This is a genomic window from Microbacterium rhizophilum, assembly GCF_039605615.1.
GTDB lineage: Bacteria > Actinomycetota > Actinomycetes > Actinomycetales > Microbacteriaceae > Microbacterium > Microbacterium rhizophilus.
Genome location: NZ_JBCNUN010000009.1, coordinates 136644 through 155741, shown reverse-complemented (window position 1 = coordinate 155741; position 19098 = coordinate 136644). Strand labels below are relative to the sequence as shown.

Annotated in this window: 16 protein-coding genes; 10 read left to right on the top strand and 6 right to left on the bottom strand. The window is 71.2% G+C overall.

The genetic code is table 11. From position 1 onward, the window contains the following. Positions 1-13: 13 nt before the first annotated feature. From AAD528_RS14460 to AAD528_RS14440, 5 genes are read left to right on the top strand one after another with little or no spacing between them, the layout of a single operon-like run. On the top strand, positions 14-1723 hold the full coding sequence (locus AAD528_RS14460; protein ID WP_345752777.1) for an ABC transporter substrate-binding protein: 1710 nt from the start codon (positions 14-16) through the stop codon (positions 1721-1723). Continuing rightward, positions 1720-2724, top strand: a complete 1005-nt coding sequence (locus tag AAD528_RS14455) for an ABC transporter permease (RefSeq protein WP_345752776.1) — start codon at positions 1720-1722, stop codon at positions 2722-2724. Before AAD528_RS14460 ends, AAD528_RS14455 begins: the two co-directional genes overlap by 4 nt. Then, on the top strand, positions 2721-3620 hold the full coding sequence (locus AAD528_RS14450) for an ABC transporter permease (RefSeq protein WP_345752775.1): 900 nt from the start codon (positions 2721-2723) through the stop codon (positions 3618-3620). The genes AAD528_RS14455 and AAD528_RS14450 overlap by 4 nt, the downstream gene beginning before the upstream one ends. Continuing rightward, positions 3620-5533: a dipeptide ABC transporter ATP-binding protein gene (locus AAD528_RS14445; protein ID WP_345752774.1), complete on the top strand. Its 1914-nt coding sequence runs from the start codon at positions 3620-3622 to the stop codon at positions 5531-5533. Before AAD528_RS14450 ends, AAD528_RS14445 begins: the two co-directional genes overlap by 1 nt. Further along, a complete protein-coding gene (locus AAD528_RS14440; RefSeq protein WP_345752773.1) occupies positions 5530-6849 on the top strand; it encodes an LLM class flavin-dependent oxidoreductase in 1320 nt (439 codons plus the stop codon). Before AAD528_RS14445 ends, AAD528_RS14440 begins: the two co-directional genes overlap by 4 nt. A 6-nt stretch (positions 6850-6855) precedes the next feature. Here the strand turns inward: AAD528_RS14440 and AAD528_RS14435 are convergent, their stop codons facing one another. The 4 genes from AAD528_RS14435 to guaB all read right to left on the bottom strand — a co-directional run bounded on the left by AAD528_RS14435 (position 6856) and on the right by guaB (position 10893). After that, positions 6856-7704 (bottom strand): SURF1 family cytochrome oxidase biogenesis protein, encoded by an 849-nt coding sequence (locus AAD528_RS14435; protein WP_345752772.1) that lies wholly within the window; start codon positions 7702-7704, stop codon positions 6856-6858. Continuing rightward, entirely contained in the window at positions 7691-8815 is a 1125-nt protein-coding gene (locus tag AAD528_RS14430; protein WP_345752771.1) for a GuaB3 family IMP dehydrogenase-related protein, read from the bottom strand. The genes AAD528_RS14435 and AAD528_RS14430 overlap by 14 nt, the downstream gene beginning before the upstream one ends. 128 nt (positions 8816-8943) lie before the next feature. Continuing rightward, complete coding sequence (locus AAD528_RS14425; RefSeq protein WP_345752770.1) at positions 8944-9213, bottom strand: DUF2277 domain-containing protein; 270 nt, start codon at positions 9211-9213, stop codon at positions 8944-8946. 177 nt (positions 9214-9390) lie between these two features. After that, entirely contained in the window at positions 9391-10893 is a 1503-nt protein-coding gene (gene guaB, locus AAD528_RS14420) for an IMP dehydrogenase (RefSeq protein WP_345752769.1), read from the bottom strand. A gap of 300 nt (positions 10894-11193) precedes the next feature. On the opposite strand from guaB, the gene AAD528_RS14415 reads away from it, so the two are divergent. From AAD528_RS14415 to AAD528_RS14395, 5 genes are all read left to right on the top strand, one after another. Beyond that, positions 11194-12501 (top strand): ABC transporter permease subunit, encoded by a 1308-nt coding sequence (locus AAD528_RS14415; RefSeq protein WP_345752768.1) that lies wholly within the window; start codon positions 11194-11196, stop codon positions 12499-12501. Between the two features lie 9 nt (positions 12502-12510). Next, positions 12511-13491, top strand: coding sequence for a branched-chain amino acid ABC transporter permease (locus AAD528_RS14410; protein WP_345752767.1), 981 nt, complete (start codon positions 12511-12513; stop codon positions 13489-13491). Between the two features lie 10 nt (positions 13492-13501). Next, a complete protein-coding gene (locus AAD528_RS14405) occupies positions 13502-14476 on the top strand; it encodes an ABC transporter ATP-binding protein (RefSeq protein WP_345752812.1) in 975 nt (324 codons plus the stop codon). Next, positions 14473-15243 carry an ABC transporter ATP-binding protein gene (locus AAD528_RS14400; RefSeq protein WP_345752766.1) on the top strand — a complete coding sequence of 257 codons (771 nt, stop codon included), beginning with the start codon at positions 14473-14475 and terminating at the stop codon, positions 15241-15243. The genes AAD528_RS14405 and AAD528_RS14400 overlap by 4 nt, the downstream gene beginning before the upstream one ends. Before the next feature lie 283 nt (positions 15244-15526). After that, positions 15527-16345, top strand: coding sequence for an endonuclease domain-containing protein (locus AAD528_RS14395; RefSeq protein ID WP_345752765.1), 819 nt, complete (start codon positions 15527-15529; stop codon positions 16343-16345). A 163-nt stretch (positions 16346-16508) separates the two neighbouring features. Here the strand turns inward: AAD528_RS14395 and AAD528_RS14390 are convergent, their stop codons facing one another. Both AAD528_RS14390 and rarD read right to left on the bottom strand, forming a co-directional pair. Further along, positions 16509-17834, bottom strand: coding sequence for an ABC transporter substrate-binding protein (locus AAD528_RS14390; protein ID WP_345752764.1), 1326 nt, complete (start codon positions 17832-17834; stop codon positions 16509-16511). A 228-nt stretch (positions 17835-18062) separates the two neighbouring features. Next, positions 18063-19010: an EamA family transporter RarD gene (rarD, locus tag AAD528_RS14385; protein ID WP_345752763.1), complete on the bottom strand. Its 948-nt coding sequence runs from the start codon at positions 19008-19010 to the stop codon at positions 18063-18065. Positions 19011-19098: the final 88 nt, after the last annotated feature.

Here is a 19098-nt window from a genome sequence, read left to right as displayed (position 1 = left end):
CCGAAGGCCTCTCATGACCGCACGACCTGCACTCCCTGCCCACCGGCTTCTGCTCGGCGGCATCGCGCTGATGTCGACCGCGGCCCTGATGACCGGCTGCGCCGGCCCCGCCACGACCGCCGCGCCGGTCGATCCCGCCACCCAGGTCGCCGAGGCCGCCGCGCTCGCCGTGCCGCCGGAGCAGGACGACCCCGACGCGGTCGCCGGCGGCACGCTGCGCCTGTCGTCGTCGCAGGATCCGGCCTGCCTCGACGGCCACCAGGTCTCGAGCGCCGCGCTGCAGCTGCTCGGGCGCCTCTACTACGACAACCTCGTGAGCCTCGACGCGACGGGCACCCCGACGCCATGGCTCGCCGAGTCGTGGGACATCTCCGAGGACGGCAGGCAGTACACCTTCCACCTCAAGGACGGCGTGACCTTCTCGGACGGCGCGAAGCTCGACGCTGCCGCGGTCGTGGCGAACTTCGACCACATGGCCGACCCCGCGACGAAGTCGCCGCTCGCGGCCGCGTACATCGACCCGATCGAGAGCACCGAGATCGTGGACGACCTGACGCTGAAGGTGAACCTCGAGTACGCCTACAGCCCGTTCCTCTACGTCCTCGCGCAGGGCTGGCTGGGCCTGGACTCCCCGAAGCAGATCGCGGAGGACCCGGACGGCATCTGCCTCGCCCCGGTCGGCACCGGCCCGTTCGTCGTGGAGGAGTACACGCCGGGCGAGGGCCTCACGCTCACCAAGCGCGAGGACTACGCCTGGTCGGCCGACTACCTCAACCACGAGGGCGCGGCCTACCTCGACCGGATCGAGATCAGCTTCGTCGCGGAGCCGGCCGTGCGCTTCAGCTCGCTCACGAGCGGCGAATTCGACGCGACCGACAACATCGCGCCGCAGAACGCCGCGGCCGTCAAGGCCGACCCGGCGATCACGTACAACAACATCTCGCGCATCGGGAACCCGCAGCGCATCACGCTCAACACGGCCCGCCCGCCGTTCGACGACCTCAAGGTGCGCCAGGCGCTCGCGCTCGGCATCGACACCGAGGGCATCGCCGCGGCCGTCGGCTTCGGCGAGTACGAGCCGCGGCATGCGTTCCTCTCCCCGACCACGCAGTACTACGACGCCGCGGCCGAGGAGGACTGGACGTACGACCCCGAGGCGGCGGCGGAGCTGCTGGACGAGGCCGGCTGGGACGAGACGGATGCCGAGGGCTACCGCGTCAAGGACGGCACGCGCCTGACGGCCGAGTTCCCCGTGACCGAGACGGCCGCGCCCGGATCGCTCAACGACCTGATCCAGTCCGAGCTGAAGAAGCTGGGCGTCGAGCTGAAGCTGATCCAGCTGCCGACGGCGGAGGCCACCGAGCGCCGCCGCAACGGGCAGTACGACATCGGCACGGGTGTGTGGCACACCAACACCCCCGACGCGCTGTACGTCGTGTACGCCTCGGGCGAGATCACGTCGAAGCAGCGCATCGGCCAGAACACGGCACGCATCGCCGACCCGACGCTCGACGAGACGCTGCTGAAGGCGCGTCAGACGACGGATCCGGCCGAGCTCGAGGAGCTGTACACGAGCGCGCAGGAGCAGCTCGCCGAGCTCGTCCCCGCCATCCCGCTGTACGACTTCTACACGCCGTGGGCGGTGCGCGAGAACGTGCACGGCGTGCTGGCCGACTCGTCGCACGGCGTCCCGCTGTTCACGCTCGCCTGGCTGGGACAGTGACGACCTCGACCGCCCCGGCGCCCCGCTGGACGCAGGCCGCCTCCCGGATCCGGATCACCCGGACCGGGCAGGCGGTGCTGCGCACGGTGGGCCGGCGGATCATCAGCAGCGTCCTGGTGCTGTGGGGCGCCGCGACGCTCACGTTCCTCGCGCTGCACATCCCCAAGGGCGACCCCGCGATCATGCTGCTCGGCGGCATGGAGGCCAACCCGACCCCCGAGGTGCTCGCCCAGGTGCGCGCGGAGTGGGGCTTCGACCAGCCGATCTGGATCCAGTACATCCGCTACTTCGGGCGCCTGATCGCCGGCGACCTCGGCACGTCGTACCAGCAGCGCATGCCGGTCGCGCAGGCGCTCGCCATCCAGCTCGGCCCGACCGTCGTGCTCGCGTTCGCGGCCGCCGCGACGTCCGTGATCCTCGCGCTCGTCGTCTCGCTCGCGACGGCCAAGCGCGGTCGCTGGATCACCGGCTTCACGTCGGGCGCCTCCGTCACGCTCGCGAGCGTGCCCGGCTTCGTGCTCGGCATCATCCTGCTGTTCCTGTTCGCGGCGATCATCCCGATCTTCCCGTCCTCCGGCACGGACGGCATCGAGCGGCTGGTGCTGCCCGCGCTCACGCTGTCGCTGCCGATCGCGGCCTCGCTCGTGCAGGTGCTGCGCACCGAGCTCGACGAGGTGCTGGAGCAGCCGTTCATCCTCACGGCCCGCACGCGCGGGCTGAGCATCGCCGCGGTCAAGCTGAAGCACGCGCTGCGGCACGCCCTCATCCCCGTGGCGACCATGACGGGCTTCGTGATCGCGAACCTGCTGGGCGGCGCCGTGCTGGTGGAGACCGTATTCAGCCGGCAGGGCATCGGCCGCCTCGCGCTCACGGCCGTCCAGAACCAGGATCTGCCCCTCGTGCTCGGCGTCGTGCTGTTCGCCGCGCTCGTGTTCAGCGTCGTGAACTTCGTCGTCGACGTCCTCTACGTAGCTCTGGACCCGAGGCTGGCCACCGCATGACCGCCGTCACCGCTTCCGACGCCCGCCGGGCATTCGTCCTCAACGGCACGCCGGAGGCCGCGGCCCTGCAGGCCGCCTCGCGCCGGCCCGTGCTGGCGCGCGTCGCCCTCTGGGCCTCGGTCGCCTTCCTCGCCCTGCTCGGCGTCGCGTGGGTGGCCCCGGACGTGCTGGCGCCGTACGATCCGCTCGCGGTCGACCTGCGCGCGATCCTCGCCCTGCCGAGCCCCGCGCATCCGCTCGGCACCGACGACGCGGGTCGCGACGTGCTCAGCCGCCTCATCCACGGCGCGGGCGCCTCGCTGTCGATCGGCTTCGGCGCCACGGTCATCGGCGCGATCGGCGGCTGCATGTTCGGCATCGTCGCGGGCCTCGGCCCGCGCTGGCTCGACGCCGTGATCATGCGCGCGGTCGACTGCCTCGTGGCCGTGCCCGACATCCTGCTGGCCCTGATCGTGATCTCGATCGCGGGCGGCGGCACGTTCAACGCCCTGGTGGCGGTCGGCATCGCGTCGATCCCGAGCTACGCGCGCATCATCCGCGCCCAGGCCCACCAGGTGAAGGTCGCCCCGTACATCGAGGCCGCCCGCACGCTGGGCCTGTCGGGCCTCGACGTCGCCGCGCGGCACGTGTTCCCCAACGCGTTCCGCCCGCTCATCCCGGTCATCGCGCTGCGCGTCGGCGGCGCGATCGGCGCCGGCGCCGGCCTCAGCTTCCTCGGCCTCGGCGCGCAGCCGCCGCAGGCCGAGTGGGGCGCGATGATCTCCGCGGGCCGCAACTTCCTCGTGAACGACCCCTACCTCGTGCTGTGGCCGGCCCTGGCCGTCACCGTCACGGTGCTCGCGATCGGCGTCGTCGCGCGAGAGATCAAGCAGCGTCTGGAAGGACGGGCCGACTGATGTCCGCGACCGAGCTCACGACCGCCCCCGTGGCGGCGCAGGATCCGGCGGTGCGGGATGCGTCCGCGCTCGCACCGCTCGTCGACGTCGCCGGGCTGAACGTCGACTTCCCCGTCGGCCGCGGCTGGGTGCGCGTCGTGCGCGACGTGTCGTTCCGGATCCACCCGGGCGAGTGCCTCGCGCTCGTCGGCGAGTCCGGATCCGGCAAGTCCGTCACGTCCCGCTCGCTCGTCGGCCTCGCGGCGGACAGCGCCCGGGTCACGGCCGACCGGCTCGAGCTCGAGGGCCGCGACGTGCGCGGTCACGGCGAGCGGGACTGGCGCGGCATCCGCGGGTCGCGGGTGGGGTTCGTGCTGCAGGATGCGCTGGCCTCGCTCGACGCGCTGCGGCACGTCGGCGCGGAGATCTCCGAGACGCTCGAGCTGCACACGTCGCTCACGCGGGCCGAGCGGGCCGATCGCGTGATCGAGCTGCTGACCGACGTGGGCGTGCCCGAGCCGGAGATCCGCGCCCGGCAGTATCCCTACGAGCTGTCGGGCGGCCTGCGCCAGCGCGCGCTGATCGCGTCGGCGATCGCGGCGGATCCGCAGATCCTGATCGCGGACGAGCCCACGACCGCCCTCGACGCGACCGTCGCGGCGCAGATCCTGCAGCTGCTGGAGCGCCTCAAGCGTCGCGCCGGCGCGACGCTCGTGGTCAGCCACGACCTCGCGGTCGTGGCCCGCATCGCCGATCGGATCGCGGTCATGCGCGCGGGCGAGATCGTCGAGCAGGGCACGACCGAGAGCGTGCTGTACGACCCGCAGCACGCGTACACGAAGCAGCTGCTCGCGGCGATCCCGGCGCGCGCGAAGCGCGGCGCGCGCCTCGCGCCGACGTCCCGCGCCACGCGGTACCTGCCGCCCGAGGCCGTCGGCGACCGCGTGGGCCCCGCGCCCCGCGCCGGCCGGCTCGCCCAGGTCGCGCCGCAGGGCACGCCGCTGGTGGAGGTGCGCGACCTCGCGAAGACCTTCCGCGGACCGGATGGCACCGACCGCCGGGTGCTGCACGGCGTGGACTTCGCGCTGCACCGCGGCGAGACGCTCGGCATCGTGGGCGAGTCCGGATCCGGCAAGACCACGGCCGCGCGCATCGCGCTGGGGGCCGAGACCGCCACGAGCGGGCAGGTGCTGCTCGCGGGCCGCGACGTCGCCGGGCTCGGCCGCCGCGAGCGCGCGGCGCTGCGCCTGGGCGTCCAGGCGGTGTCGCAGGATCCGCTGGGCTCGTTCGACCCGCGCTACACCGTGCGGGCGGTGCTCGGCGAGGCGCTGCGCGTCGCCGGCTACCCCCGCGCGGCGCGCACGGCCCGCGCGCTCGAGCTGCTCGACCTGGTCGGGCTCGACCGCGCCACGCTCGACCGCCGTCCGCTGGAGCTCTCGGGCGGCATGCGCCAGCGCGTCGCGATCGCGCGGGCGCTGGCGACCTCGCCCGACGTGATCGTGGCGGACGAGCCGGTGTCGGCGCTCGACGTGTCGGTGCAGGCGCAGATCCTGGACCTGCTCGTCGATCTGCAGCGCGCGACGGGCGTGGCCATCCTCTTCATCTCGCACGACCTCGCGGTCGTGCACCACCTCGCCGACCGCGTGCTCGTGATGAGCGGCGGCCGGGTCGTGGAATCCGGCGACGTCGAGCGCGTGTTCACGACGCCCGAGCACGCGTACACGCGCGAGCTGCTCGCCGCCATCCCGCACCTGGACGAGCGTCGGCTCGCCGCCGCCCCCGCCGCCCCCGCGGACCCGCCCGCCGCCCCGCCGGCCGCGGCGCCCGTCGTCGGGCCGCATCGCGCGCCCGTCGTCTTCCTTCCCGCCAGCGCGGTCCCCCGCCCGGCGCCCGCGGCCGATCCGACCTCCCCCTCCGAAGGAACCCCGTCATGAGCGACGCCCCCCGCCAGATGTCGATCGGCATGAACATCCTCGGTCTCGGCGGCCACGCCGCCGCCGCGCACCTGCACGAGGTGCCGCCCACCGCGACGACCGACGTGGGCTACTTCGTGGAGATCGCGAAGATCTCCGAGCGCGGCGCGATCGACGGCGTGTTCCTCGCCGACGGGCCCGCGTACCAGGGCGGGCGGGCGTCGGGCGGCAAGCTCGATCCCATCGTGCTGCTGACGGCGGTGGCCGCCGCGACCGAGCGGATCGGCGTGGTCGCGACCGTGTCGACGTCCTACAACCACCCGTACAACGTGGCCCGCCGCATCGCGTCCCTCGACCACATCTCGGGCGGCCGCGCCGGCTTCAACGCGGTCACGACGGCGGGCGACGCCGCGGCCCGCAACTTCGGGCAGGACGGGGCCGCGTTCCACTCCGACCGGTACCGCCGCGCGGACGAGTTCCTCGAGGTCGTGACGAAGCTGTGGGAATCGTGGGGCCCGGACGCGACGCGGCTGGGCGAGGACGGTCTGATCGACCGCGCGCCCGACGCCGTGCGCCCCATCGCGCACGAGGGCGAGTTCTTCTCCGTCGAGGGCGCGGGCACGCTGCCGCGCACCCCGCAGGGCAAGCCGGTGATCCTGCAGGCCGGCGCCTCGGAGGGCGGGCGCAACCTCGGCGCGCGGCACGCCGACGCGATCTTCACGGCGCAGACGACGCTCGAGGACGCGATCCTGTTCGCGCGGGACATGAAGGCACGGGCGGCGGGCTTCGGGCGCGACCCGGAGCACCTGAAGATCCTGCCCGGCCTGTCGACCGTGATCGGCAGCACCTCGGAGGAGGCGCAGCGCCGCTGGGACGAGCTCGACAGCCACCTCTCGTTCGACCAGGAGTTCGCCCAGATCTCGCAGCGCCTCGGCATCGACGTGCGCGAGCTCGATCTCGACAAGCCGCTGCCGTGGGAGTCGTTCCCGCCGCCGTCCGACGCCGTGCGCTCGAGCCACGGCTTCCTGGAGGCGCAGCTGAACCTCGCCCGCCGCGAGAACCTCACGCCGCGCCAGCTGACCAAGCGGATCCGCAGCGGTCACCGCCTCGCGGTCGGCACGCCGGAGCAGATCGCCGACACGCTCGAGCGCTGGTTCCGCGCGGGCGCGGGCGACGGGTTCAACATCATGCCCGACGCGTTCCCCTCGGGAGCGGCGATCTTCGTCGACCACGTCATCCCCGAGCTGCGCCGCCGCGGCCTCTTCCGCCACGAGTACACCGGCACCACGCTCCGTCACCACCTCGGTCTCCCCGTGGAGACCCCGGCGCTGGTCTGACGGCGGTCAGTCCTCGTCGGGGTCGACGCCCTCGAGCTCCTCGAGCTCGCGCTGCCAGGCGTCCTTCGCGAGGCGGTACCAGAGGTAGAACGCGAAGCCCGCGAACACCGCCCACTCGACGGCGTAGAAGATGTTGAGCCAGTTGATGGGGCTGGCGAGCTCGGGCGCCGGCGAGGAGATCGGATCCAGGCCCGCGTCGACGAGCGCGCCCGTCGGATCCGTCGACGTCAGGTACGGCCGGTAGACGTCGATCGCGGCCAGCGGCGATCCGTCCGGCTCCTGCCAGCGGCTCAGCAGCGCGGCGGGCGACATCCGGGTCAGCTCGAACGCGTCGGCGCCCCGCGGCAGAACGGGACCCTCGTCCGAGATGATGCGGCCCGTCAGCGTGACCGGATCCGCGCCGCGCGCTGCGTCGTCGAGCGCCCGGACCGCGTCATCCGCCTGCTCGCGCGTCTGCACCCAGCCGACCGCCACGGCGATCGCGGTCGGGCGCTCGGCCTCGACGCGGAACTGGCCCGTGACCCAGAAGCCCGAGACGTCGTCGTTGTACCGCGACGACACGACGATGAAGTCGCCCGGCACCCAGCTGCCCGCGACCTCGACGCGCTGCCCGACGAGCGGCTCCGCGAGATAGGTCCCGGGCTCGACAACCTCCTCGATCGGCCGGATCTCCTCGGTCGCGCCCTCGGGGACCGGATCCGTGTCGATCGCGCTGGCGAGCTGCCACTGGCCGAGCCACGCGAACACGCCGGCGACGACGAGCGCGAGCAGCAGCAGCAGCAGCCACCGCGGCCGCAGCAGGACCTCCCGCAGCGTGGGCGGGAAGTTCAGCTCATCGGGTTCAGTGGTGGTCATACGGGGCGACGACGACCTCGACCCGCTGGAACTCCTTGAGGTCGGAGTACCCGGTCGTGGCCATCGACTTGCGCAGCGCGCCGATCAGGTTCGCGGTGCCGTCGGCGAGCACGGCGGGGCCGTACAGCACCTCTTCGAGCGTGCCGACCTGTTCGACGCGCACGCGGCGGCCGCGGGGCAGCTTCGGGTGGTGCGCCTCGGGGCCCCAGTGGAACCCCGCACCCGGCGCATCCGTGGCGCGCGCGAGCGCGACGCCGAGCATGACGGCGTCGGCGCCCATCGCGAGCGCCTTGACGATGTCGCCCGACGTGCCCACGCCGCCGTCCGCGATGACGTGCACGTAGCGCCCGCCCGACTCATCGAGGTAGTCGCGGCGCGCGCCGGCGACATCCGCGACCGCGGTCGCCATCGGCGCGTGGACGCCGAGCGTCGCGCGCGTGGTCGACGCCGCTCCGCCGCCGAAGCCGACGAGCACGCCCGCCGCGCCCGTGCGCATCAGGTGCAGGGCCGCGGTGTACGTCGACGCGCCGCCGACGATCACCGGGACGTCCAGGTCGTAGATGAACTTCTTGAGGTTGAGCGGCTCGGACTCGCTCGAGACGTGCTCGGCCGACACCGTGGTCCCGCGGATCACGAACAGGTCGACGCCGGCCGCGACCACGGTCTCGTAGAGCTCCTGCGTGCGCTGGGGCGTGAGGGATCCCGCGACCGTGACACCCGCCGCGCGGATCTCGTTGATGCGGGCCGTGACGAGGGAGGGCTTGATCGGCTCGGCGTACAGCTGCTGCATGCGGCTGGTGGCGACCTCGTCGGGAAGCGAGGCGATCTCGGCGAGCAGCGGCTCGGGATCCTCGTACCGCGTCCACAGGCCCTCGAGGTCGAGCACGCCCAGGCCGCCGAGCTGGCCGAGCATGATGGCGGTCTGCGGGCTGACGACCGAGTCCATCGGCGCGCCGAGCACGGGGATGTCGAAGTGGAAGGCATCGATCGACCAGTCGGTCGTGACGTCCTCGGGGTTGCGCGTGCGGCGCGAGGGCACCACCGCGATGTCGTCGAACGCGTATGCCCGTCGTGCCCGCTTGCCGCGGCCCAGCTCGATCTCCGTCGTCACCGTCCCAGCCTACCCGGCGCCCCGTCCGCTCCCCCGTCCCGCAGAACTCGACGGATCCGCCGATCCTGAGCAGGATCCGGATCCTTCGGACTCAGGATCTGCAGATCGCGCAGGATCCGCGGGGCGGGTCAGGCCGCATACCTCCCGGCGGCGCGAGCGCGGGCCTTCTCGGCCTCGACCTCGCGGTTCTTCGGCGGCGCGTTCGTGACGAGAGCGTCGAGCAGGTGCTGCGTGATGTGCGCGATCTCGTGCACGGCCTCGTCGAAGGCGCCCTGGTTCGCCTTCGACGGCTTGGTGGTGCCCGCGATCTTGCGCACGTACTGCAGCGCCGCGGCGTGCACCTCGTCGGAGGTCGCCGCCGGCTCGAAGTTGTGGAGGGTGTGGATGTTCCGGCACATGCCGGTCACGCTAGTTCGCGGGGCGCCCCGCCGACACCCCCTTCTGAGAACACGTGTTGTGAGCGGCGACATGCCTCATCCGATCCGATCAGGCATGTCCTCGCTGAGAGCACGTGTTCTCAGAGAGGGAGCGGAAGGCCCCGCAGCGCGATGCGGCGGGGCCTTCCGGAGAGCGGATCAGCGCCGGTAGTTCGGCGCCTCGACCACGATCTGCACGTCGTGCGGGTGCGACTCCTTGAGCCCCGCCGAGGTGATGCGCACGAACTTGCCGCGGGCCTTGAGCTCGTCGATCGATCGCGCGCCGACGTAGAACATCGACTGGCGCAGGCCGCCGACGAGCTGGTGCACCACGGCGGACAGCGGGCCGCGGTACGGCACCTGGCCCTCGATGCCCTCGGGGATCAGCTTGTCGTCGTTGGGCACATCCGCCTGGAAGTAGCGGTCCTTCGAGTAGGACGTCTGCTTGCCGCGCGTCTGCATCGCGCCGAGCGAGCCCATGCCGCGGTACAGCTTGAACTGCTTGCCGCCCTGGAACACGACGTCGCCGGGCGACTCCTCCGTACCGGCCAGCAGGGATCCGAGCATCACGGTGTCCGCGCCCGCCACGAGCGCCTTGGCGATGTCGCCCGAGTACTGCAGGCCGCCGTCGGCGATGACCGGCACGCCGGCCGGACGCGCGGCGAGCGAGGCCTCGTAGATCGCGGTGACCTGCGGCACGCCCACGCCCGCGACCACGCGCGTGGTGCAGATCGAGCCCGGGCCCACGCCGACCTTGACGGCGTCGACGCCCGCGTCGATCAGCGCCTGCGCGCCCTCGCGCGTGGCGACGTTGCCGCCGATGACGTCGATGTGCGCGAACGTCGGATCCGCCTTGAGGCGGCGCACGATGTCGATCACGCCCTGCGACTGGCCGTTGGCGGTGTCGACGACGATGACGTCCACGCCCTTGTCGCGCAGCGCCTCGGCGCGCTCCCACGCGTCGCCGAAGAAGCCGATCGCCGCGCCGACGCGCAGGCGGCCCTGCGCGTCCTTCGTCGCGTTGGGGTACTTCTCGCTCTTGTCGAAGTCCTTGATGGTGATGAGGCCCGCGAGCTTGCCCTCGTCGTCGATCAGCGGCAGCTTCTCCACGCGGTGCTTCGCGAAGAGCGCCACGACCTCCTCCGGGGTGATGCCGACGCGGCCGGTCACGAGGCCCTCGGCCGTCATGACGTCCTTGGCGAGCGTCGTGGTCCGCTCGAAGTCGGAGACGAAGCGCATGTCCCGGTTCGTGACGATGCCGACGAGGCGGTTCTCGTCGTCCACGACCGGCAGACCGGAGATCCGGTACTTGCGGCAGAGGCCGTCGACCTCCTCGATCGTCGCCTCCGGGCGCGTCGTGATGGGGTCGGTGATCATGCCCGACTCGCTGCGCTTGACGCGGTCGACGGCGCTCGCCTGATCCTGGATCGACAGGTTGCGATGCAGGATGCCGATGCCGCCCTGGCGAGCCATCGCGATCGCGAGGCGGGCCTCGGTCACGGTGTCCATCGCGCTCGAGGCCAGGGGCGCCGCCACGCGGATGTTGCGCGTCAGGCGCGAGGACGTGTCCGCCTCGCTGGGGATGACGTCCGTGTGGCCGGGCAGAAGCAGCACGTCGTCGTAGGTGAGTCCGACGAAGCCGAACGGATCGTAGTCAGTCATGACGTTCTCCCGCCTGAGCGATATGGATGAGCTCGTTACGCGGAGGGGGCCGGGTGTGCCATCCTCCCCCGTATACGGATTCTAAGGCTCCGCAGGCTGGAGATATTCCGGGTGCAGATCGCTCGAAGACGCGCGATGCCGCATACGCAGAATGCTCACGTCGACAGCCTGGGACTCTCCGGAAACGAACCCGACATATTAGGGTCTTACCTTTGAACGGCCCGTTCACGCACCTCGGTGCGGCGCCACCCCACCCGCCGCCCGTGGACCGGAGGATCAATGAACCCCAGAACCGCCTCGATGAGGCGTACCCGATTCGGCGCGATCGTCGCTCTCGCGACCTTCCTCGCCGCCCTGTTCGCCAGCGTGCTGCTGCCATCGGCCGCACACGCCGCGGAGGGCGACCCGTACTCGATCAGCGGAAACGTCAAGCACGACGGCGAGCCGCTCGAGGGTGTCGCGCTGAGCATCGACGGCGCCGGGGGCGTGCAGGAGGTCGTCACGGACGCCGACGGCCGCTGGAGCGTGGACGTGCCCGAGAACGACTCGGTCTACGTCGTGACCCTGGACGAGTCGACGCTGCCGGACGGGATCGCCGTGGTCGACGAGAGTGGGGAGGACGAGACCCCGAACGTCAAGGAGGTCACGGTCGGCCCCGGCGGCATCACGGCCGCGAACTTCTTCATCGGCGAGGCCGAGCGCAACGTCACCGGCTTCCTGGACCAGCTGATGCAGCGCGTGTTCCAGGGCATCAACTTCGGCCTGATGCTGGGACTCGCCGCGGTGGGCCTGTCGCTCGTGTTCGGCACGACCGGCATCTCCAACTTCGCGCACGCCGAGATGGTGACCTTCGGCGCGATCACCGCGCTGTTCCTCGTCGGCCCCGCGAGCCTCGCGCTGCCGGTCTGGCTCGGCATCCCGATCGCGATCGTCCTGAGCGCCGTGCTCGGCTTCGTGCTCGACGTGATCATCTGGCGCCCGCTGCGGCGCAAGGGCACGGGCGTCGTGCAGCTGATGATCCTGTCGATCGGCCTCTCGCTCGCGATGCGGTACGTCTTCCAGTACTTCATCGGCGGCGACACGCAGCAGCTGCCGGCGATGGTGCCGGCGGTGTCCATCCCCCTGTTCGGCGCCGTGACCACGACGCTGAACGACCTGATCTCGATGGGCATCTCGATCGTCGTGATCGTCGCCTTCGCGCTCTGGCTCACCCGCAGCCGCCTCGGCAAGGCCACCCGCGCGATCAGCGACAACCCGTCGCTCGCGTCGGCGTCCGGCATCGACGTGGATCACGTGGTGCGCGTCGTGTGGATCATCTCGGGCGCGCTCGCGGGCCTCGCGGGCATCCTGTATGCGTACTACCGCCCGGGCATCCGGTGGGACATGGGCGCGCAGATCCTGCTGCTCGTGTTCGCGGCGGTGACCCTCGGCGGTCTCGGCACGGCGTTCGGCGCCCTCATCGGCTCGCTCGTGATCGGCGTGCTCACGGAGGCGTCGAGCCTCTGGATCCCCGCCGACCTGCGGTACGCGGGCGCACTGATCGTCCTCATCATCATCCTTCTGGTCCGGCCGCAGGGCATCCTCGGTCGCCGCGAGCGAATCGGATAGGCGCCGCTCATGAACTGGTTCCAGATCTTCGACAACACGCTGTCCTCGATCCTCAGCCCCGCCACGCTCGGCTACGCGATCGCGGCACTCGGACTCGCGGTGCACTTCGGCTACGGCGGCCTGATCAACATGGGCGTCGCGGGCTTCATGGCCCTGGGCGCATACGGCTACGCCATCTCGATCCTGACGTTCGGCCTGCCCTGGTGGCTCGCCGCGCTCATCGGTCTCGCGGCCGCCGCGGTGTTCGCGCTCATCCTGGGCATCCCGACGCTGCGCCTGCGCGGCGACTACCTGGCGATCGCGACGATCGCGGCCGCCGAGGTGCTGCGCCTGCTGTTCCTCACGACGCAGTTCGCCGAGGTGACCGGATCGGCCGACGGCCTCTCCGGCTACCACAACAGCTTCCGCTCCATGAACCCGATCCCGCAGGGCACCTACGGCTTCGGCCCGTGGACCTACAACGAGACCGGATGGTGGGTGCGCATCATGGGCATCCTGACGGTCGCGTTCGCCGCGCTCGTGGTGTGGATGCTCACGCACAGCCCGTGGGGCCGCGTGATGAAGGGCATCCGCGAGGACGAGGACGCGATCCGCTCGCTCGGCAAGAACGTCTTCTCCTACAAGATGCAGTCGCTCGTGCTGGGCGGCGTCATCATGGCCGCGGGCGGCGTCGTCTACGCCCTCCCCTCGGCCGTGAGCCCCGGCGTGTACGTCACGTCGCTGACCTTCTTCGTGTGGACGGCGCTGCTGCTCGGCGGTGCGGCCACCGTGTTCGGTCCGCTGCTCGGGTCGCTCGTGTTCTGGGTGATCCAGACGTTCCTCTCGAACGTCCTCCCCGCGCTGGTCGAGGCGGGCGTGCTGCCCTTCATGTCGACGGTCCAGGCCGGCACGCTGCGGTTCATCCTCGTCGGCGTCGCGCTCATGCTGCTCGTCGTCTTCATGCCGCAGGGTCTCCTCGGCGACAAGAAGGAGCTGACCTTTGTCCGATAACAGCAACCCCATGACGGCGCCGGTGCAGCGCCCGAAGACCACGGGCCTGCACGTCGGCGACGCGCGCCCCGGGGTCGAGAAGGTCGACCCGATCATCGTGGCCGACAACGTCACGCGCACGTTCGGCGGCCTCACGGCCGTGGACGTCGAGCACCTCGAGATCCCGCGCAATGCCATCACGGCGCTGATCGGCCCGAACGGCGCCGGCAAGACCACGCTGTTCAACCTGCTGACGGGCTTCGACAAGCCCGGCACGGGCAGCTGGTCGTATGACGGCAAGGACCTCGCGCACGTCCCGGCGCACAAGGTGTCCCGGATGGGCCTCGTGCGCACGTTCCAGCTCACCAAGGCCCTCGGCCGCCTCAGCGTCATGGACAACATGAAGCTCGGCCGTCCCGGTCAGGTCGGCGAGCGCTTCTGGCACAGCCTGATCCCCGGGCTGTGGCGGAAGCAGGATCGCGACATCGAGGAGCAGGCGGACGCGCTGCTGGTGAAGTTCAAGCTCGACGCGAAGCGCGACGACCTCGCCGCGGGCCTGTCGGGCGGCCAGAAGAAGCTGCTCGAGATGGCGCGCGCGCTGATGTCGAACCCGACGCTCGTCATGCTGGACGAGCCGATGGCCGGCGTGAACCCCGCGCTGACGCAGTCGCTGCTCGACCACATCCTGGATCTCAAGGACGAGGGCATGACGGTGCTGTTCGTCGAGCACGACATGCACATGGTGCGTCACATCGCCGACTGGGTGATCGTGATGGCCGAGGGCAAGGTCGTCGCCGAGGGCGCGCCCGACGAGGTCATGAAGAACCCCGCGGTGATCGACGCCTACCTCGGCGCGCACCAGGAGCTCGACCTCGGCGTCGTGACCGGCCGCATCGCGGTCATCGACGCCGACCCTACGACCGACGCCGAGGCATCCGCCGCCGTCGACGTCACGTCCCTCGAGGCCGAGGCGGCCGCCGAGTCCGGCAAGGAGGACAGCAAGTGAGCGAGCAGACCGCGCCCGCGCCGCAGGGCGCCACGACGACGCAGGAGCCGGTGGTGTTCGTCGACGACGTGCACGCGGGCTATCTGCCGGGCATCAACATCCTGAACGGCTGCTCGCTGGTCGCCCAGCAGGGCGAGCTGATCGGCATCATCGGACCGAACGGCGCCGGCAAGTCGACGCTGCTGAAGGCGATCTTCGGGCAGGTGAAGGTCCGCGGCGGCAAGATCACGCTCGCGGGCGAGGACATCACCGGTCTCAAGGCCGACAGGCTCGTCGCCAAGGGCGTCGGATTCATCCCGCAGACGAACAACGTGTTCCCCTCGCTCACGATCGAGGAGAACCTGCAGATGGGCGCGTTCCAGAAGCCGCGACTGTTCGCCGAGCGCGTCGACTTCGTCACGAGCCTGTTCCCGGATCTCGCGAAGGGCGCCGGCATCAAGAAGCGCGCGGGCGGCCTCTCCGGCGGCGAGCGCCAGATGGTCGCGATGGGCCGCGCGCTCATGATGGACCCGAAGGTGCTGCTGCTCGACGAGCCCTCCGCGGGCCTGTCCCCCGTGCGTCAGGATGAGGCCTTCCTGCGCGTCTCGGAGATCAACAAGGCCGGCGTGACCTGCATCATGGTCGAGCAGAACGCCCGCCGCTGCCTGCAGATCTGCGACCGCGGCTACGTGCTCGACCAGGGCCGCGACGCCTACACCGGCACGGGCCGCGAGCTGCTGAACGACCCCAAGGTCACCGAGCTCTACCTCGGCACCCTCGGCGCCTGACACCCCCGCCTCGAGCCCCGGTCCGCCTCACGCGGCCCGGGGCTCCTGCGTGGGATGGGCCTGCCGGGCGCCGCCCCGCGCCGCCCCGCCGCCCGGCTTCTCCGGAGATGCCGCCTTCACAGGGCGAGATCCCGGATCCGGACCCTGAGAACCCGGGATCTCCGCAGAACCCATCCGCGCTCCTCCCGCGCTCCTGCCGTCCCCAGGCTCGAGCATCCGCGGATCCGTCCACAATCCTCCCGGTCCCCCCTCTGGCAGGCGCCGCGCCGGACATCGTGGGCTCATGGACCTGGCAGCAGCCCTCGCCCGCGCCGACGGCGTCTCCCGTGTGCGGGCCCTCCTCGATCTCGGGATCGGCGACCGCGCGATCCGCAAGGCCCTCGCCGGCGGGCAGCTGGTGCGCGTGCGTCGCGACTGGGTGGCGCGGCCGGACGCCGATCCTCTGCTGGTCGCCGCGGCGAGAGCGGGCGTGGTGCTCACGTGCGTGACGCAGGCGAAGCGGCTGAGGCTGTGGTCGATGACGGACGAGCTCCACGTCGCCGCGCGACCGCACGGCAATGTGGTGCGACCGCTCGTAGGCCACATCCACTGGGCTTCGCCGCTCGTGCCCCGGCAGCCCGGCGCTCTCACAGACCCGGTCGAGAACGTGCTCGCGCTCGTCGCCGAGTGCCGCCCGCACGAGGAGTCACTCGCCATCTGGGAGTCCGCGCTGCGGCTCGGGCTGCTCGACCGAGACGTGATGCGCCGTCTGCCGCTGGGTCCGGCTGCGCGCCGCCTGCTCGCCGAGGCCCGGCCGCTCGCGGATCAGGGCACCGAGACCGTGATCACGACGCGGTTGTGGTGGATGAAGCTCCCCATGCGGCGGCAGATCGTGATCGCCGGGCGTCCCGTGGATCTCCTCATCGGCGACCGCCTGGTGATCCAGATCGACGGCGGCCACCACGTCGATGCGCAGCGCCTCGCGGACAACCGCCACGACGCGCAGCTGAAGCTCATGGGCTACCACGTGATCCGCATCGGCTACTGGCAGCTCTTCGAGGACTGGGCCACGGTGCAGGATCTCATCACCCGCGCGGTCGCGCAGGGCCTGCACCTGGCGTGAGCCGCTTCTCAGGAGATGCCGACTTCTCAGGGCGACAGGGCGGATCCGGATCCTGAGAACCCGGAATCTCCGGAGAACCCGGCGCCGAGACGGGACGCCACGGCCGGACGCGGAAGCGCCCCGCCTCCCGAGGGAGACGGGGCGCTTCACGGGGTGAAGGGGATCAGCCCTCGTACGGCGCGTAGGTGTTGTCCGCGCCGTACTGGTAGATGTTGATCATGCCCTCGGTCGGGTCGCCGACCTCGTCGAACGTGACGGGGCTCGAGACGCCGTCGTAGTCCGCCTGGCCGCCGCCGAGGATGATGTCGGCGCAGTCCGCGAACGTCGTGCACTTCTCACCACCGTCGACACCGCCCGAGACCTCCTGCAGCTTGCCGGAGATCGCCTCGGGGTCGGTCGATCCGCTCGCCAGGGCGGCCAGCGCGATCAGGTTCACCGCGTCGAACGACTCCGGCGCGTAGGTGTAGTCCTTCAGCGCGTCGGTGCCCGACTCCTCCACGAAGCCGTTCAGGCCGTCGATGAACGCCTGCACGTCGTCCGGCGTGGGGCCGGGGTAGGTGCCGCGGGCGCCCTCGAGCAGGCCCGGCTCCAGGTCGGTGTACGCGGCCATGTTGCCGTCGACCAGGAACAGGTCGGCCGGGTCGAAGCCCTTCTCGATCAGGCTCGGCAGCAGCGTCTCCGCCTCGTCGAAGCTGATGACCGTGATGGCCTCGGGGTCCTGCGCGAGGACCTCGGAGATCTGCGCGTCGAAGGACGTGTCACCGGTGTTGAACGTCGGGGCCGCGACGACCTCGCCGCCGGCGCCCTCGAACGCCTCGGTGATGTACTTCGCCAGACCCGTGCCGTACGCGTCGTTCAGGACGATGAGGCCGAGGGTCTGGTAGCCCTCGGAGGCGATGAAGTTGCCGTGCACGGCGCCCTGCAGCACGTCCGACGGAGCGGTGCGGAAGTAGAGGCAGTCGTCGTCGTAGGTCGTGAAGGCGTCCGAGGTGTTGGCGGGCGAGAACTGGATGACACCCTCGCCGACGACCTGGTCGATGAACTGCAGCGACGTCCCCGACGAGGCGGCGCCGACGATGGCCGAGACGTCCTCGCTGAGCAGGCGCGGGATCTCCGTCTCGTACGCCTTGTTGTCGGTGTCGCCCGAGTCGCCGTGGACGACGTCGAGCGACAGGCCCGACGTCTCGGTGTACTCGTTGATGAGCGACGTCGCGTAGTTGACGCCCTCGATCTCGGGCGGGCCGAGGAAGGCGAGCGTGCCGGTCACGGGCAGGGCCGTGCCGATCTTCAGCGACAGGTCGCCGCCGACCTCGCCGACGGGCTCGGTCGCGGGCTCGCAGACCGGGGCCTCGGCGACCGGCGACTCTTCGGACTCGTCGCTGGGGGCGGCCGAGGAGCCGCTTCCGCTGCCGCCGGCACAGCCGGCGAGGGTCAGAGCTGCGACGCCTGTGAGGACAAAGGCGCCGATCAGCTTCCGGGATCGAACCATTGTGGTTCCGTCCTTTCGGTAAGGACCCGCGGATGAGGGGGACTGGTGCCGACGCGCCCAGGGAGCGAGACGACGGCCGCGGGTAATGGACGGAAATCTACCTGCGATTTGTTACGTCTGTGTTTTCGGATGCCCTTCTGAGCAGACTGCACAGACATTCGCGATCAAATCGTTACCGCGGTTGTCATCCTGCGACGCATGGTGACCTCGCGGGGCCCTCGATCCGGGCTACACGCCCCCGTCGATCGCCACGACGGGCACCGGCCGCGGGCGGCGCGCATAGCGCACCTGATCGATCGTGAGCAGGATGCACGCGACCCAGACGATCGCGAATCCGATCCAGCGCGACGCGGGCATCGGCTCGTGCAGGATCGCGACGCCGACGATGAACTGCAGGATCGGGCCGGCGAACTGCAGCAGGCCCATGGTCGCGAGCGGGACGCGGCTCGCGCCCGCGGCGAACAGCAGCAGCGGGATCGCGGTGACGGCGCCCGCCGACAGCAGCAGGATCGTGTGCCACGCGCCGGCCGTGCCGAGCGTGATGCCGGTGGTCGCGGCGACGACGCCGAGCTGGGCGATCGCGAGGGGCGCGAGCCACAGCGTCTCGAGCGCCAGGCCGCTGATCGCGTCGACCGTGCCGCCGACCTGCTTCTTCACCAGGCCGTAGAGGCCGAACGAGGCCGTCAGCAGCAGCGCGTACCAGGGCACGCGACCGTAGGCCACGATGATCAGGATCACCGCGACCGCGGCGACGCCGATCGCCGTCCACTGCAGGACGCGCAGGCGCTCGCGCAGCACGAGCACCGCGAGCAGCACCGTGGTGATGGGGTTGATGAAGTAGCCGAGGCTGGCCTCGAGCACCTGGTCGCTCTGCGTCGCGATGACGAAGACCTGCCAGTTGACGTAGATGAGCGCGCCGGCGAGCCCCATCAGCAGCGCCAGGCGCGGACGGCGCAGCACGGCGAGGAAGCGGCCCCAGCCGCGCGTGACGGTGAGCAGCAGCGCGCAGAACACGAGCGAGAGGACGACGCGCCAGGCGACGACCTCCCACGAGCCGGTGGGAGCGAGGGCCACGAAGTACAGCGGCAGGATGCCCCAGAGCACGTACGCACCGAGCGCGTACAGGGTGCCGGCGGTCTCCCCCTGGTTCGAGCGGGCGAGGGGAGTCTGGGTCACCGAGTCAGCCTACGCCCGGCCCGGAGGCCCGAAGCGCCGCGGGCTCTGCCATCCATCGCGGCATTCCTGCCAAGCGACTCCGCCGACG

Coding starts and splice junctions, on each gene's coding strand:
- AAD528_RS14415 (WP_345752768.1), top strand. CDS start 11,194: ATGAGGCGTACCCGATTCGGCGCGATCGTCGCTCTCGCGACCTTCCTC.
- AAD528_RS14445 (WP_345752774.1), top strand. CDS start 3,620: ATGTCCGCGACCGAGCTCACGACCGCCCCCGTGGCGGCGCAGGATCCG.
- AAD528_RS14440 (WP_345752773.1), top strand. CDS start 5,530: ATGAGCGACGCCCCCCGCCAGATGTCGATCGGCATGAACATCCTCGGT.
- AAD528_RS14425 (WP_345752770.1), bottom strand. CDS start 9,213: ATGTGCCGGAACATCCACACCCTCCACAACTTCGAGCCGGCGGCGACC.
- AAD528_RS14410 (WP_345752767.1), top strand. CDS start 12,511: ATGAACTGGTTCCAGATCTTCGACAACACGCTGTCCTCGATCCTCAGC.
- AAD528_RS14390 (WP_345752764.1), bottom strand. CDS start 17,834: ATGGTTCGATCCCGGAAGCTGATCGGCGCCTTTGTCCTCACAGGCGTC.
- AAD528_RS14405 (WP_345752812.1), top strand. CDS start 13,502: ATGACGGCGCCGGTGCAGCGCCCGAAGACCACGGGCCTGCACGTCGGC.
- AAD528_RS14460 (WP_345752777.1), top strand. CDS start 14: ATGACCGCACGACCTGCACTCCCTGCCCACCGGCTTCTGCTCGGCGGC.
- guaB (WP_345752769.1), bottom strand. CDS start 10,893: ATGACTGACTACGATCCGTTCGGCTTCGTCGGACTCACCTACGACGAC.
- AAD528_RS14450 (WP_345752775.1), top strand. CDS start 2,721: ATGACCGCCGTCACCGCTTCCGACGCCCGCCGGGCATTCGTCCTCAAC.
- AAD528_RS14435 (WP_345752772.1), bottom strand. CDS start 7,704: ATGACCACCACTGAACCCGATGAGCTGAACTTCCCGCCCACGCTGCGG.
- AAD528_RS14395 (WP_345752765.1), top strand. CDS start 15,527: ATGGACCTGGCAGCAGCCCTCGCCCGCGCCGACGGCGTCTCCCGTGTG.